This is a genomic window from Enterobacter sp. BIDMC93 (assembly GCF_001037805.1).
GTDB classification, from domain to species: domain Bacteria; phylum Pseudomonadota; class Gammaproteobacteria; order Enterobacterales; family Enterobacteriaceae; genus Enterobacter; species Enterobacter hormaechei_C.
On sequence record NZ_KQ089962.1, the window covers coordinates 210304 to 224751 of the forward strand.

Sequence of the window (14448 nt, forward strand, 5' to 3'; positions counted from 1 at the left end):
CTCTGGTGGAAAACAATAATCAGTTATGCCTGTTGAAAAATTCAACAATGGCGTTGAGCGCGACTGAGCGCATAGCGTCCTTTTCAAAAAGGATCTCATGGTACGCACCGTTGATGACCAGCGGTTTACCCCCTTCACAGGGATGGCCCGCAGCGGCGCGAAGTTCACAATAGCGGTCATGCATGCGGTTATCCACCACACGCTCTTCTTCCGCCTGGATCAGTAGCGTCGGCGTGTCATCATCGCCTACGCCCGCCAGCACCTGCTCACCGGCATGAATACCTTCCCGCACCCAGTGCCAGGTGGGGCCGCCGACCCGCAGACGCGGTTCATCGGCATAAAAACGCAGGTTGCGGCGATAACGCTGCCGGCTGTGGGTTAACACGTTGATGGCAAACGGCAATGCCCGCCAGCGTCCTGTTCCGATGGCATAGCCTTCTCGAATGCGCTGATGGCCCTCAGCCCAGTCGAGAAGATGGCGCACCATCCAGTCAGGAAAACGTATCACAATGCCGTACATCGGCGCGGTCAGCGCAATGGCGTCACACTGGTGCTTATGGCGCTGCAAAAACAACGTCGAGATCGCCCCCCCCATGGAGTGGGCAAGAATATAACGCTTGCGCCACGGTCCGGGCTGCACTTCCTGCTGCCAGAACGCGGCCAGATCGTCGACGTAATCGCTGAAGTTATCCACGTGGCCGCGATGGGTATCCGGCAACATCCTGCCAGAAAGCCCCTGCCCGCGATGGTCGATAATTAACACATCAAAGCCCAGATGGAACAGGTCATACGCCAGCTCGGCATATTTGATATAGCTTTCGATGCGCCCGGGGCAGACCACAATCACCCGGTCATTTTTTTCATCACGGAAACGAACGAAGCGTACCGGGATTTCCCCGACGCCCATAAACTCATCTTCCTCACGCTGGCGCCAGAAATCGGTCAGCGGCCCCATGGAGAAAGCAGCAAATGCGTTTTCTCGTGTTTCCCAGTCCTTTTTCTGCTGAAACATTGGGTTTCCACCCCCCGTAATTCAGGGAATATCGTTTTTTTCGTCACCGGTCACAAAATGACTCAACAATAGCGTATTGTGGCATAAAAACAGACGATCCGGGAGTTTCAAATGACCTTCGAATGGTGGTTCGCCTACCTGCTGACATCCATCATCCTCAGCCTTTCACCTGGCTCGGGCGCAATCAACACCATGACCACCTCCATTAATCACGGCTATCGCGGCGCGGCGGCGTCAATCGCCGGTTTACAGACCGGGCTTGGCATTCATATTGTGCTGGTGGGGATTGGTCTGGGCACGCTGTTCTCCCGTTCGGTGCTGGCCTTCGAGGTGTTGAAATGGGCTGGCGCAGCGTATCTTATCTGGCTGGGTATTCAGCAGTGGCGCGCCGCAGGCTCGATTGATCTGCATACGCTCTCCCGGACGCAAACACGCGGCCACCTGTTTAAACGCGCGGTGTTCGTTAACCTGACCAACCCGAAAAGCATCGTGTTCCTCGCCGCCCTGTTCCCGCAGTTTATCGTGCCGCATCAGCCACAGGTGATGCAGTACGTGGTGCTGGGCGCGACCACCATTATTGTCGATATCATTGTGATGATTGGTTACGCGACGCTGGCGCAGCGAATTGCGGCGTGGATCAAAGGGCCTAAACAGATGAAGGCCCTGAACAAAGTCTTTGGTTCGCTGTTTATGCTGGTTGGCGCGCTGCTTGCGTCAGCGCGTCATGCTTAGCGAGAAATGATGAGATGAATGCCGAAGCCGGCGAACAGCGCGCCGGCAAAGCCGTCGATCCACTTCGCGATGCGCTGGTAGCCGCGACGCATCGCCGGTAAGGCAAACAGGCTTGCCACAACGGTAAACCAGGCGAACGTCTCAACAACGATCAGCAGAAAGATCCCCCAGCGCGCGCCCGCGCCGACGTTATCCCCTACAAACAGCGAGAACACAGAGCCGAAGTAGATAATCGCTTTCGGGTTCGCCAGGTTGGTCAGCAGCCCTTTCACAAAGCTACGGCCGCCCGTTGCCAGCTCAACCTTTGGCTCTTCCGGCTTTTTCTCTTCTTTCTTCAGCGCCCCGCGCAGCATCTGGTAGCCCATCCAGCACAGGTACAGACCGCCGCCGACCATGATGATGTTATGCAGCCACGCCATTTTCGCCAGGATCAGGTTCAGACCGAGCAGCGCAACCGCCGCCCAGACCATGACGCCCATGGTAATACCGAGCACACCCATCATTGCCTCTTTGCGGGAGCGGCTGACGGCCGTTTGTGACACGAAGAAAAAGTCAGGGCCAGGGCTCATCAGCGCCACGATGTGCACTAACGCCACGGTGAGAAATAGCATTAACATAATTAGCTCGCGGGGAAATAATACAGTGAGTCACCATCCTGGCACTTTTTCGCCCGGCTGACTACTCCTCATCATCACCATCAGCGTGGGAACGGATGAGCGCCATAAACTCTTTACCGAAGCGCTCCAGCTTACGCGTGCCAACGCCGTTGACGCTGAGCATCTCGCTGGCGCTGAGCGGCATTTGCTCGGCCATCTCGATAAGCGTCGCGTCGTTGAACACCACGTATGGCGGGATGTTCTCTTCATCCGCAATGGCTTTACGCAGCTTACGCAGCTTGGCGAACAGCTTGCGATCGTAGTTACCGCCGTAGGATTTCTGCATCACGCGCGGCTTCAGGGCGACGACGCGCGGAACGGCGAGCTTCAGTTCAACCTCGCCACGCAGGACCGGTCGCGCCGCTTCGGTCAGCTGAAGCGCAGAGTGCTGGGCAATGTTCTGCGTGGCAAAGCCGAGATGGATCAGCTGGCGGATGATACTCACCCAGTGCTCGTGGCTCTGGTCTTTCCCGATGCCATAAACCGGCAGTTTGTCGTGACCCATATCGCGGATACGCTGGTTGTTAGCCCCGCGCAGCACTTCAACGACGTAGCCCATCCCGAAGCGCTGGTTCACGCGTCCGATAGTCGAGAGCGCTTTGCGCGCGTCCATCAGGCCATCGTACTGCTTCGGCGGGTCGAGGCAGATATCGCAGTTGCCGCACGGTGCCTGACGCCCTTCACCAAAGTAGTTGAGCAGCACCAGACGGCGGCAGGTTTGCGCTTCGGCGAAGGCACCCATCGCGTTAAGCTTGTGGCGTTCGATATCCTGCAACTGCCCCTGCGGTTTCTCCTCGAGACAGCGGCGCAGCCACGCCATATCCGCCGGATCGTAAAACAGCATCGCTTCCGCAGGCAGGCCGTCACGCCCGGCGCGGCCGGTTTCCTGATAGTAGGATTCGATATTGCGCGGAATGTCGAAATGCACCACAAAGCGCACGTTGGGCTTGTTGATCCCCATCCCGAACGCCACCGTTGCGACCACGATTTGCAGGTCGTCGCGCTGGAATTTCTCCTGCACGTCGGCGCGGATATGGTTCTCCAGCCCGGCGTGATAGGCCGCGGCGCTAAAGCCACGGTTTTGCAGACGCGCGGCGGTGTCTTCCACCTTCGCCCGGCTGTTGCAGTAGATGATGCCAGACTTTCCGCGCTGCTCCTGCACGTAGCGTAAGAGCTGATCCAGCGGCTTGAACTTCTCCATCAGCATATAGCGGATGTTCGGGCGGTCGAAGCTGCTGACCTGAATATACGGGTCGTTCAGCCCCAGCAGGCGAACGATGTCCTGACGCGTGGTGTCGTCCGCCGTGGCGGTAAGCGCCATAAACGGCAGCTCGGGGAAGCGCTGACGAAGCTGGCCAAGGGCGGCATATTCCGGGCGGAAATCGTGCCCCCACTGGGAGATACAGTGCGCTTCATCCACCGCCAGCAGCACCGGATTCCAGTGCGCCAGATGATCGAGGAAGTTGTCCAGCATCAGGCGTTCTGGCGCGATATACAGCAGGCGGATCTGCCCGTTGCGGCACCCGGCCATTACCTCTTGCTGTTGCTCGCGGGTCTGCGTCGAGTTCAGGCAGGCCGCCGCCACGCCGTTGGCAAGCAGCTGGTCGACCTGGTCTTTCATCAGGGAAATAAGGGGCGATACCACGACCGTCAGGCCGTTAAGCACCAGCGCGGGCACCTGATAGCAGAGCGATTTTCCGCCGCCGGTCGGCATGACCACCAGGCAATCGCGGCCTTCCAGCACGGTTTCAATGATGGTTTCCTGGCCAGGACGGAACTGCTGGTAGCCAAAGGTTTCCTGCAAAACCTGTTTAGCCAGCGATTCCTGATTCAATACTTCCGCCTGCGCCACGTTAACCCCATATGCCAGAAATGAAACAGGCGCTATTTTCAGCGCCTGAGAGAGAAACTTCAACGTTTAACGCAAAAACATTCGAGCAGCTTAGAAAATATCGTTCAGCATGACGCCCACACCGACGCGGGTCTGATTGAAATTGTAGTCGATCAGCGATTCGCCATACCCGCTATACACCTGAGTATAAAGACGAACGTGTTTCGTTACCGGGTAGCTCAGGCCCAGCTCTGCACCGCCGTAGCCGGTATTCCAGTTGTACTGGCCTTTGGCGCTCAGCACCGCGTCACCCAGCTGATAGCCCACTTTAAGCTGATAGTAGCCCATATATTTGGTGATATCCGGGTTGTCATCGGTGCTGCCCACCACGTACCACGGCTTCACTTCCACCATGAAATTGCCGTTCTGCGCCATCAGACGCGTATAGATGCGGTTCCAGCTGCGTGAGGTTGGGTCGGAACGACCGTTGGAATCGTGGTTATAGCCCACCTCCACGTCTCGCAGCGTCCAGCCTGCAAACTCATAATCGGTGGCGAAACCGAGGAACAGCTGCGGTTCATAGTTGGTTTCGCGGAACGGTGAAGATTCCCCGCTGTTGGAGAGCTGCCACCATGACTTCTGCGTGTAAGACGCGCCAAGCACCGAGTTCGGCCCCAGGATGCCGCGCCAGAACGGGAAGGCGAGGCTGAGCTGGAACTTCACCTCATCTTTACGCGCATTATCAGACCAGTTATAGGAGCTTATCGCCTCTTTGTTGAGATCGCTGGTCTGGGTGTAGATCACGTAGTTTGTATCATAAGGGTACAGCGTGAACGGATTGTCATGCTCCTGAAGCATATTGGCGATGATGCTGCCCTTAACGGCAGGTTTATCATGCACCTCTTTGATCGTCGCTTCCTGCGCATATGCTGTGAGGGGCAGCGCAACCGCCGCCAGTAACCAACCCAGATACGTCCGCATCGGTGGTGTTCTCCTGAAATGGTGACATTTAATGAATAGTTTTGTCCGGGCATTCTACAGACTTCTGCGATAACTTCCGCTTCCTCGTTTCTTAAAGTGGCATTCCTTTATCCTGAAGCATAAAATCAACATTTTGTTAACAACAAGGATGCCACGTCAGATGTCAGCCACACTCACCGCCGAAGAAACCTTAAAGCTCGTGGGCGAGATTTTTGTGTACCACATGCCGTTCAACCGTGCACTGGGTCTTGAGCTGGAGCGATACGAAAAAGACTTCGCTCAGCTGAGTTTCAATAATCAGCCAATGATGGTCGGTAACTGGGCGCAAAGCATTTTGCACGGCGGGGTCATTGCCTCCGCGCTGGACGTGGCGGCCGGTCTGGTGTGCGTGGGTAGCACGCTGACGCGCCATGACACCATCAACGAAGATGAGTTACGCCAGCGCCTGTCGCGCATGGGCACCATCGATTTACGCGTCGACTACCTGCGTCCGGGACGCGGAAACCGCTTCACCTGCACCAGCAGCCTGCTGCGCGCCGGGAATAAAGTTGCCGTCGCCCGCGTTGAGCTGCATAACGAGGAGCAGGTTTATATCGCCAGCGCAACCGCCACTTATATGGTGGGTTGAGACGGCAAATTCGGGTAAAATTACTTCACTTTTTTGTAACGGATTTTCCCGATGGATGCTAAACAGACGCGGCAGGGCGTTTTACTCGCCCTTGCCGCTTATTTTATTTGGGGTATCGCACCGGCGTACTTCAAACTTATCGCCTATGTCCCGGCGGACGAGATCCTCACTCACCGCGTCATCTGGTCCTTTTTCTTCATGATTGCGCTGATGAGTATCAGCCGTCAGTGGTCAGGCGTCAAAACGCTGCTGAAAACCCCGAAGAAGGTCTTCCTGCTCGCTCTCTCTGCGGTGCTGATTGGCGGAAACTGGCTGCTGTTTATCTGGGCGGTGAATAACCATCACATGCTCGAAGCCAGCCTGGGCTACTTTATTAACCCGCTGGTCAATATTTTGCTGGGGATGATTTTCCTTGGTGAGCGCTTTCGCCGGATGCAGTGGGTGGCGGTGATTCTGGCCTTCTGCGGCGTGCTGGTACAGCTGTGGACCTTCGGCTCACTGCCGGTTATCGCCCTGGGGCTGGCGTTCAGCTTTGCGTTTTACGGCCTGGTGCGTAAGAAGATTGCGGTGGAAGCGCAGACGGGAATGCTGTTTGAAACCCTGTGGCTGCTGCCTGTCGCCGCGATCTACCTGTTCGGTATTGCCGACAGCGCCACCAGCCACATGGGCAGCAACCCATGGTCGCTGAACCTGATGCTGATGGCCGCAGGCGTGGTCACAACGATCCCCCTGCTGTGCTTTACCGGCGCGGCAACGCGTCTGCGCCTCTCCACGCTGGGCTTCTTCCAGTACATTGGCCCGACGCTGATGTTCCTGCTGGCGGTGGTGTTTTACGGCGAGGTGCCGGGTGCGGATAAGATGGTGACGTTCGCCTTTATCTGGGTGGCGCTGGCCATCTTTGTTGCGGATGCGATTTATACCCAGCGCAGGGTGCGCAAAGGGCTGTAGTGCCTTTTTGCCGGATGGCGGCTGCGCCTTATCCGGCCTACAAGATCTGTAGGCCCGGTAAGCGCAGCGCCACCGGGCGGATTCTCAAAGCCAGTTACGACGCTTAAAGTACAGATACGGCGCCAGCCCGGCGAGGATCATAAAGATAATCGCCCCCGGGTAGCCAAAGCTCCACTTCAGCTCCGGCATAAACTCGAAGTTCATCCCGTAGCTGGACGCCACCAGCGTCGGCGGCAGGAACACCACGGACACCACCGAGAAGATCTTGATGATACGGTTCTGCTCGATGTTGATAAAGCCCATCGCCGCCTGCATCAGGAAGTTGACCTTCTGGAACAGGGATTCGTTGTGCGGCAGCAGGGATTCGATATCGCGTAAGATCTCACGCGCCTGCTCCAGCTGACCGCCCGGCAGACGCGCCTTGCGCACCAGGAAGTTCAGCGCGCGCTGGGTATCCATCAGACACAAACGCACCTTCCAGCCGATATCTTCCAGCTCTGCCAGCGTGGACAACGCTTCGTCGTACTCATCGCCCTGATGGCCTTCCATGATCACGCGGCTCAGCTTTTCCAGGTCGCTGTAGATGTTTTCGATTTCATCCGCCAGCTGTTCGATTTTGGTTTCGAACAGATCCAGCAGCAGCTCATAGGCGTTGCCGTCCATCATCGCCTGGCTGCGGGCGCGCATACGGTAGAGACGAAACGCAGGCAGTTCGCGCTCGCGCAGGGTGAACAGGCGGCCATCGCGGATGGTAAACGCCACGGTGGAGTTCCCCGCGTGGTCTTCGGCATCTTCGAAAAAGAAGAAGGAGTGAATGTGCAGGCCGTCTTCGTCTTCAAAAAAACGGGCGGATGCTTCGATGTCTTCCAGTTCCGGGCGTGTCGCCAGGCTTTGCCCCAGTTCAGATTGTACGCGAAGGCGCTCATCGTCGTCCGGCTCGACCAGATCCACCCATACGGCATCAATGAGGGGCTGTGACTCTTCGGCTTCAAGCCGAGTCAGTCGGTTATTTTCGAGTTGAAATGCGCTCAACATGACCGGGACTCCCAATGCAAAAAATATCGGACAGTTCGGTGGGCACACAGAAACAAATTGGGTTTCAGACCATTAAACAGCCTGACTCAGCGCGACGGGAATGATGCAGTCGCTGACAACCACTAAGGCCATCAGCAAGAGGAGATAGCCTTAGGAGTTGTTCCTGGATGACAGGGAATTGAGCCAGTATCTACTGGGTGTGTCCAAGGCGAATGTCCTCTTAGCGTAATCGTGCGCGCATGTTACGCCAGCAATAACTGTGGCGTCAACACGCAACGGAACGCTGAAGGGCATTAATTGACCTTCAACGTATAAGGCTAGCAGATTATTACAAAATAGTGATATTTTTCTGAAAGTTACACACTTTCCAGCTTGGCATAGGCTGCCACCAGCCATTTGATCCCCTGCCCCTGGAACGCTACCTGCAAACGGCTGTGCTCGCCGCTGCCTTCCAGGTTGACGATGGTGCCTTCGCCAAACTTCGAGTGGCGCACGCGCTGGCCCAGCTTGTAACCGGTGTCGGTTTCAGAGATCGGCGAGCCCATACGCTGATGGCTGACCGGACGGCTGATGCTGGCGCGCAGGCGCACCTCTTCCACACACTCTTCCGGCAGTTCGCCGATAAAGCGCGACGGACGGTGATACACCTCTTTCCCGTACAGGCGGCGGGTTTCCGCGTAGGTCAGGGTCAGTTTCTGCATCGCACGGGTCACGCCCACGTAGGCCAGACGACGCTCCTCTTCCAGACGCCCGCCTTCATCCAGCGACATCTGGCTCGGGAACATCCCCTCTTCCATCCCGACGATGAACACCTGCGGGAACTCCAGACCTTTTGCGGAGTGCAGGGTCATCAGCTGAACCGCATCCTGCCAGGTATCGGCCTGCCCTTCCCCCGCTTCCAGCGCGGCGTGAGAGAGGAATGCCTGCAACGGCATCAGGTCTTCGTCTTCTTCGTTGTAGCTGAACTGGCGCGTTGCCGTCACCAGTTCCTCTAAGTTCTCAATACGGGTCTGGCCCTTCTCGCCTTTTTCCTGCTCGTACATGGTGCGCAAGCCGGAATCTTTGATCACCCGGTCGGTCTGGACGTGCAGCGGCATGTCGGCCGTTTCCTGCGCCAGCGCGTCGATTAACTCCAGGAAGCGCTGCAATGCGCTGGCGGCGCGCCCGGCAAGGGCTTTTTCCTGTAACAGCTCGCGGCACGCCTGCCACAACGTGAGCTGACGATCGCGCGAGGCCTGACGCACCACGTCCAGCGTACGATCGCCGATGCCGCGCGTCGGCGTGTTCACCACGCGCTCAAACGCCGCATCGTCGTTACGGTTGGCAATCAGACGCAAATACGAGAGCGCATCTTTGATCTCCTGACGTTCGAAGAAGCGCATACCGCCATAAATGCGGTACGGCATGCTCACCTGCAACAGCGCCTCTTCCAGCACGCGCGACTGGGCGTTGCTGCGATAGAGAATGGCACACTGCTCCAGCGCGCCGCCGTTCTCCTGCCAGGTTTTAATGCGGTTCACCACGAAGCGGGCTTCGTCGAGCTCGTTGAAGGCGCAGTAAATCGAAATCGGTTCGCCGTCGACGCCATCGGTCCACAGCTTTTTACCCAGGCGCCCGTTGTTGTTCTCAATCAGGGCGTTGGCCGCGCTCAGAATGTTGCTGGTAGAACGGTAGTTCTGCTCCAGACGGATGGTTTGCGCGCCGGGGAAATCGTTGAGGAAGCGCTGGATGTTCTCCACCTGCGCGCCGCGCCAGCCGTAGATAGACTGGTCGTCATCGCCTACGATCATCACCTTGCCGGTATCCCCGGCCAGCAGGCGGATCCAGGCGTACTGGATGTTGTTGGTATCCTGGAATTCGTCCACCAGGATGTTGGTAAAGCGTTCACGGTAGTGTTGCAGGATATGCGGTTTGTTCAGCCACAGCTCGTGGGCGCGCAGCAGCAGCTCGGCGAAATCCACCAGACCGGCGCGATCGCACGCTTCCTGATAGGCCTTGTAGACGTTCTGCCAGGTCTGCTCGACCGGGTTACCGAAGCTCTGAATATGATGCGGACGCAGCCCTTCGTCTTTCTGACCGTTGATGTACCACATCGCCTGACGCGGCGGCCACTGCTTCTCATCGAGGTTCATCGCCTTGATCAGGCGTTTCAGCAAGCGCAGCTGATCTTCGCTGTCGAGGATCTGGAAATCCTGCGGCAGGTTAGCGTCCATATGGTGCGCGCGCAGCAGACGGTGCGCCAGGCCGTGGAAGGTGCCAACCCACATGCCGCCCTGGCTGGTGCCCATCAGCTGCGCGATACGGTGGCGCATCTCCGCCGCCGCCTTGTTGGTGAACGTCACGGCCATAATCGAGTACGGCGAACAGTTCTCCACGCTCTGTAGCCAGGCGATACGGTGAACCAGCACGCGCGTCTTACCACTGCCCGCTCCAGCCAGTACCAGCAGGTTTGTACGCGAGGCGGCAACCGCGTCACGCTGTTTATCATTAAGGCTGTCGAGCAGGTAAGAAACGTCCATTGGCACCGTCACGTCATGTCGGGCAGGCAAATGTTTCCATTCGCCAAAACCCTGTTAATTTATACAGAACAATTGATGATTATATCAGCGTCGTGAGGGATGCCAACCGTGAAATTTCCACGTGCGGCAGAAGACGGCTATCCGGGGTAGTCATCAGATCGGCATTTTCCGGCTTGATCCAGCAGGCCTGCATGCCGCAGCGGATCGCCCCGGCGACGTCCGTGGTCAGGTCATCGCCCACGTGCAGGATTTCACCGAGCGGCAAATCCAGTTTTTCCGCCGCCAGGTGATACATATCGTTGAACGGCTTCGAGCGCCCGTCCGGGCCCGCGCGCAGCACGAACTGAAAATAGTCACCTAAGCCGAATAGCTCGGGCTGAGCGTTGCCGTTGGTGATGGCCACCAGCGGCCACTTTTCGGCGAGCTTCGCCAGCGTGTCGTGGGTCTCCTGCGGCACGTCGATCCGACTGCGCCATTTGGCGAAGTTTTCCATGGCCGCTTCGGCCCCCGTGGCCGCATCCTGCGCGCTCAGGCCGGCGTTGAGCATCGCCTGCTCAACCGCACGGCGGCGCCATTCGGTCACGTCGTGGTAAATCTCCGGTTCGGTTTCCCGCAGGGACTGACGCAGCTGCTGGAAGTCTTTGTTCTGCATCGCTTTCAGCGCAGGATGGTAGTTCTGCACAAACGCCAGCGACTCCTGCTCGGTACGCAGGATCACCGGGCGGTTATCGTAAAGTGTGTCATCAAGGTCAAACGTCAGGGCTGAGATCTGACCGAGTGGGCGGTAAAAACGCATTATTTCCCCCGTTTGGCGCGTGGATGCGCCGCGTCATACACCGAGGCAAGGTGTTGGAAGTCTAAGTGGGTATAGATTTGGGTGGTCGACAGATTCGCGTGACCAAGCAGCTCCTGTACGCCGCGCAGGTCGCCGCTTGATTCCAGCATGTGCGTCGCAAAGGAGTGGCGCAGCTTGTGGGGGTGAACGTGGCTGTTCAGCCCCTGCTTAATGCCCCACTCCGCAAAGCGCTTCTGCACGTTACGCGCCGAGATCCGCTTGCCGAGTTTCGACAGGAACAGCGCATCTTCGTCGGCGCCAAACAGCCCGCGAAGGTCCAGCCAGTGCTCAATCCAGGAGACCGCATTGCGGCCGATCGGCAGGCGGCGCTCTTTGCTGCCCTTGCCCATTACCCACACCTCGCCGGATTCCAGATCGAGGTGCTTTAAGTCGAGGTTCACCAGCTCAGAGAGACGCAGGCCCGCGCCGTACATCACCTCCAGCATCGCGCGGTCGCGCACGGCCAGCGGATCGTTAAGATCGATATCCAGCAGGCGGTTTACGTCGTCGACGTCGATATTTTTCGGCAGATGACGCGGGGCTTTCGGCGTGGCGATCCCTTTTGCCGGGTTGGCTTTCAGACCGCCCTGACTGACCAGCCAGTCGAAGAAACTGCGCAGGGCAGAGAGCCGGAGCGCCAGGCTCGCCGGGCTGAGATTTTTTTTACGGCTACGCACGACGAACCCGCGTACCGTGGCGGCGTCACATTGTTGCCAGCTTTTCAGGCCGATTTCATCGGCAATCTGCATGATGGCATCAAGCTGACGCTGATAGTTGAGCAGCGTAATAGGGCTGAGCTGGCGTTCCACGCCCAGATAGCGCAGAAAGCGGGTGACGTCAGTGGCGAGCAGTCCGTCCGTCATACGCGTTCAATCCAGCGCTCCAGCAGCTCAGGCAGCATCAGGGCGATCTCCTGCAACAGTTGCGTGCCCTGCCCCTGTTCATAATGATGCGCGTCGCGGCTGGTAAATAACATCACGCCCAGGTCACCATCGCGCCCCATCAGCGACATCGCCACCGAGCCGATAGCTTTGGCTTCCGGCAGCACCACCAGCAGTTCTGGCCCGTTAAGCGGCCCCAGATAGTGGTGCTCATGGCCCAGACGCTGAATGCGCAGCGGCTCAAACGCCTGACGGCTCAGCGCCAGATGGGTAAACCCGGACGGCGCGCCAATACGCCAGCGGTCAGGGAAGAGACGGATCGTCGCGCCTGCCAGCCCCAGCTCGCGCGCCCAGCGGTGGAAGCGGTTGAGGAACTCTTCGAGACTGTGCGCGGAAGCCAGACGCGCCTGAAGGTGCAGTAGACGGTAGAACAGGCTTTCGTTATTGCTGGCCTGCTCCATCAGCAGCGTCATGTTCTCTTCGAGCTGACTGATGTGGTTGCGCGAGCGCGCCATGTGCCATTCAACCAGCGACACGGTCTCGCGAACCGGATGCGGCACGCGCATCCGTTCGACGACGCGTGCATTGCGGATAAAAAACTCAGGATTGTGCAGCAGGTAATCCACAACAGCGCTGTCGTCCAGCTCTGATACAGGTTCCCGCAGTTCTTCCCCTGGTTGCTTCATAGATGGATAAACCCGTCATAAACATGTGTCGCCGGGCCAGTCATGTACAGTGGATGACCCGCTCCTTTCCAGGCGATATCAAGACGTCCGCCCGGTAATTCCACGCGAACCTCTTCTGCCAGTAACCCCTGTGAGATACCGACGGCCACCGCCGCACAGGCACCGCTTCCGCAGGCCTGGGTTTCGCCCGCGCCGCGCTCGTAAACCCGCAGGCGAATGTGTTCACGCTTCACCACCTGCATGAAACCGATGTTCGCCCGCTCCGGGAAGCGCTCGTGGCTTTCCAGCACCGGGCCGAGCGTTTCAACCGCCGCGGTTTGCACATCATCCACCTGAATCACGCAGTGCGGGTTACCCATCGAGACGACGCCGCACAATACTGTCTGCTCGGCGGCACGCATAATATAGGTCTTTTCCGCTTTGTTGGCGCGAAACGGCACGGCAGAGGGGTCGAAGTTCGGCTCGCCCATGTTCACGCGCACCAGTTCGTCGTCGGTGACGCTGAGCACCATCCGGCCGTTGGCGGTGCTGACGCGGATATCGCGCTTGTTGGTCAGCCCTTTCAGCCGAACAAAGCGGGCAAAACAGCGCGCGCCGTTGCCGCACTGGGAAACTTCGCTGCCGTCAGCGTTAAAAATGCGATAGTGAAAATCCAGGTCAGGATCGTAAGGCGGCTCCACCACCAGCAGCTGGTCAAACCCCACGCCCACGTGTCGATCCGCCAGACGACGGATCAGTTCCGGGGAGAAAAAGACATTCTGCGTTACCGCGTCGACGACCATAAAGTCGTTGCCAAGGCCATGCATTTTAGAGAACTGCATCATTTGCTCCATTGCGCGGGTACAGAACGTAATTGTCAGAGATTGACCTGAGTCGGGCCGCCGTTATTGCCGCGATCGTTGGTATCCGGCGTAGATGACTCGATACCACTTTGCACCGGTTTTGTCGGCGGTGGTGCGTTTTTATCCTCTGGCGGGAAGTACAGTGGTCCCTTCAGTCCACAGCCGGTCAGGCTAAACAGAGTGACAAGAACGACAAGCGTTCGGAAGACGTTTTTCATGTAGAGGTTGCCCGTAAGTTCAAATCTGTTTCTATCATCGCAGGAGAAGACACAAAAGCAAGAGTTTGCCGCTTTCCTGCAACGGGAATTATTTAGCGTTATACTGCCGCCATCACGAAAAACAGGAATAAAACCATGAACGACAGTGAATTTCATCGCCTTGCCGATACCCTGTGGATGACCATCGAAGAGCGTATCGACGACTGGGACGGCGACAGCGATATCGATTGTGAAATCAACGGCGGGATCCTGACCTTAAGCTTCGAAAACGGCAGCAAGATTATTATTAACCGTCAGGAGCCGCTTCACCAGGTGTGGCTGGCGGCGAAACAGGGCGGTTATCACTTTGATCTGAAAGGTGATGAGTGGGTCTGCGATCGCAGCGGCGAAACGTTCTGGGATCTGCTGGAGCAGGCGGCGACGGCGCAGGCAGGCGAGGCAGTGAGTTTCAGGTAGTTGCGTTGCCCGGTGACGGCTACGCCTTACCGGGCCTACAACGACTCGAACCGTAGGCCGGGTAAGCGTCAGCGCCACCCGGCAACAGCGGCTCGGACCGTAGGCCGGGTAAGCGTCAGCGCCACCCGGCAACAGCGGCTCAAACCGTAGGCCGGATAAGCGTTAGCGCCACCCGGCAACAGCGGCTC

Annotated in this window: 16 protein-coding genes; 4 read left to right on the top strand and 12 right to left on the bottom strand. The window is 57.9% G+C overall.

The window, feature by feature from the left end; genetic code table 11:
- Window positions 1-19 precede the first annotated feature (19 nt).
- Window positions 20-1012, bottom strand: a complete 993-nt coding sequence (pldB, locus tag SK58_RS00955; protein ID WP_015570002.1) for a lysophospholipase L2 — start codon at window positions 1010-1012, stop codon at window positions 20-22.
- A 111-nt stretch (window positions 1013-1123) separates the two neighbouring features.
- On the opposite strand from pldB, the gene rhtB reads away from it, so the two are divergent.
- Complete coding sequence (gene rhtB / locus SK58_RS00960; RefSeq protein ID WP_006812363.1) at window positions 1124-1744, top strand: homoserine/homoserine lactone efflux protein; 621 nt, start codon at window positions 1124-1126, stop codon at window positions 1742-1744.
- On the opposite strand, the gene rhtC is transcribed toward rhtB, so the two are convergent.
- The 3 genes from rhtC to pldA form a co-directional block, all read right to left on the bottom strand.
- Window positions 1741-2361, bottom strand: a complete 621-nt coding sequence (gene rhtC, locus SK58_RS00965) for a threonine export protein RhtC (RefSeq protein WP_006179256.1) — start codon at window positions 2359-2361, stop codon at window positions 1741-1743. The genes rhtB and rhtC overlap by 4 nt on opposite strands.
- Before the next feature lie 61 nt (window positions 2362-2422).
- Window positions 2423-4252: an ATP-dependent DNA helicase RecQ gene (gene recQ, locus SK58_RS00970; RefSeq protein WP_048219221.1), complete on the bottom strand. Its 1830-nt coding sequence runs from the start codon at window positions 4250-4252 to the stop codon at window positions 2423-2425.
- A 90-nt stretch (window positions 4253-4342) separates the two neighbouring features.
- The gene (gene pldA / locus SK58_RS00975) at window positions 4343-5212 is read right to left on the bottom strand and encodes a phospholipase A (protein ID WP_003860803.1); all 870 of its coding nucleotides are present in this window, start codon (window positions 5210-5212) and stop codon (window positions 4343-4345) included.
- A 160-nt stretch (window positions 5213-5372) separates the two neighbouring features.
- Between pldA and yigI the strand changes: the two genes are divergently transcribed.
- Both yigI and rarD read left to right on the top strand, forming a co-directional pair.
- Window positions 5373-5840 carry an acyl-CoA thioesterase YigI gene (gene yigI / locus SK58_RS00980; RefSeq protein WP_006812366.1) on the top strand — a complete coding sequence of 156 codons (468 nt, stop codon included), beginning with the start codon at window positions 5373-5375 and terminating at the stop codon, window positions 5838-5840.
- A gap of 51 nt (window positions 5841-5891) precedes the next feature.
- Complete coding sequence (gene rarD, locus SK58_RS00985; protein WP_017694744.1) at window positions 5892-6788, top strand: EamA family transporter RarD; 897 nt, start codon at window positions 5892-5894, stop codon at window positions 6786-6788.
- Between the two features lie 84 nt (window positions 6789-6872).
- Here rarD and corA read toward each other — a convergent pair whose 3' ends face one another.
- The 8 genes from corA to SK58_RS01020 form a co-directional block, all read right to left on the bottom strand.
- Window positions 6873-7823 carry a magnesium/cobalt transporter CorA gene (corA, locus tag SK58_RS00990; RefSeq protein ID WP_032608220.1) on the bottom strand — a complete coding sequence of 317 codons (951 nt, stop codon included), beginning with the start codon at window positions 7821-7823 and terminating at the stop codon, window positions 6873-6875.
- A 150-nt stretch (window positions 7824-7973) separates the two neighbouring features.
- A complete protein-coding gene (gene ysgD, locus SK58_RS23095) occupies window positions 7974-8030 on the bottom strand; it encodes a YsgD/CorL family protein (RefSeq protein ID WP_212743980.1) in 57 nt (18 codons plus the stop codon).
- Window positions 8031-8179: 149 nt separating this feature from the next.
- The gene (uvrD, locus tag SK58_RS00995; protein ID WP_017383586.1) at window positions 8180-10342 is read right to left on the bottom strand and encodes a DNA helicase II; all 2163 of its coding nucleotides are present in this window, start codon (window positions 10340-10342) and stop codon (window positions 8180-8182) included.
- Between the two features lie 79 nt (window positions 10343-10421).
- Window positions 10422-11138 carry a 5-amino-6-(5-phospho-D-ribitylamino)uracil phosphatase YigB gene (yigB, locus tag SK58_RS01000; protein ID WP_048219223.1) on the bottom strand — a complete coding sequence of 239 codons (717 nt, stop codon included), beginning with the start codon at window positions 11136-11138 and terminating at the stop codon, window positions 10422-10424.
- Window positions 11138-12040: a tyrosine recombinase XerC gene (gene xerC, locus SK58_RS01005; protein ID WP_022650173.1), complete on the bottom strand. Its 903-nt coding sequence runs from the start codon at window positions 12038-12040 to the stop codon at window positions 11138-11140. Before xerC ends, yigB begins: the two co-directional genes overlap by 1 nt.
- Window positions 12037-12744, bottom strand: a complete 708-nt coding sequence (locus SK58_RS01010; RefSeq protein ID WP_045338325.1) for a DUF484 domain-containing protein — start codon at window positions 12742-12744, stop codon at window positions 12037-12039. The genes xerC and SK58_RS01010 overlap by 4 nt, the downstream gene beginning before the upstream one ends.
- Window positions 12741-13565 (bottom strand): diaminopimelate epimerase, encoded by an 825-nt coding sequence (gene dapF, locus SK58_RS01015; protein WP_017383590.1) that lies wholly within the window; start codon window positions 13563-13565, stop codon window positions 12741-12743. Before dapF ends, SK58_RS01010 begins: the two co-directional genes overlap by 4 nt.
- A gap of 35 nt (window positions 13566-13600) precedes the next feature.
- The gene (locus SK58_RS01020) at window positions 13601-13804 is read right to left on the bottom strand and encodes an LPS translocon maturation chaperone LptM (RefSeq protein WP_003860815.1); all 204 of its coding nucleotides are present in this window, start codon (window positions 13802-13804) and stop codon (window positions 13601-13603) included.
- A 135-nt stretch (window positions 13805-13939) separates the two neighbouring features.
- Between SK58_RS01020 and cyaY the strand changes: the two genes are divergently transcribed.
- Window positions 13940-14260, top strand: a complete 321-nt coding sequence (gene cyaY / locus SK58_RS01025; RefSeq protein ID WP_006812374.1) for an iron donor protein CyaY — start codon at window positions 13940-13942, stop codon at window positions 14258-14260.
- Window positions 14261-14448: the final 188 nt, after the last annotated feature.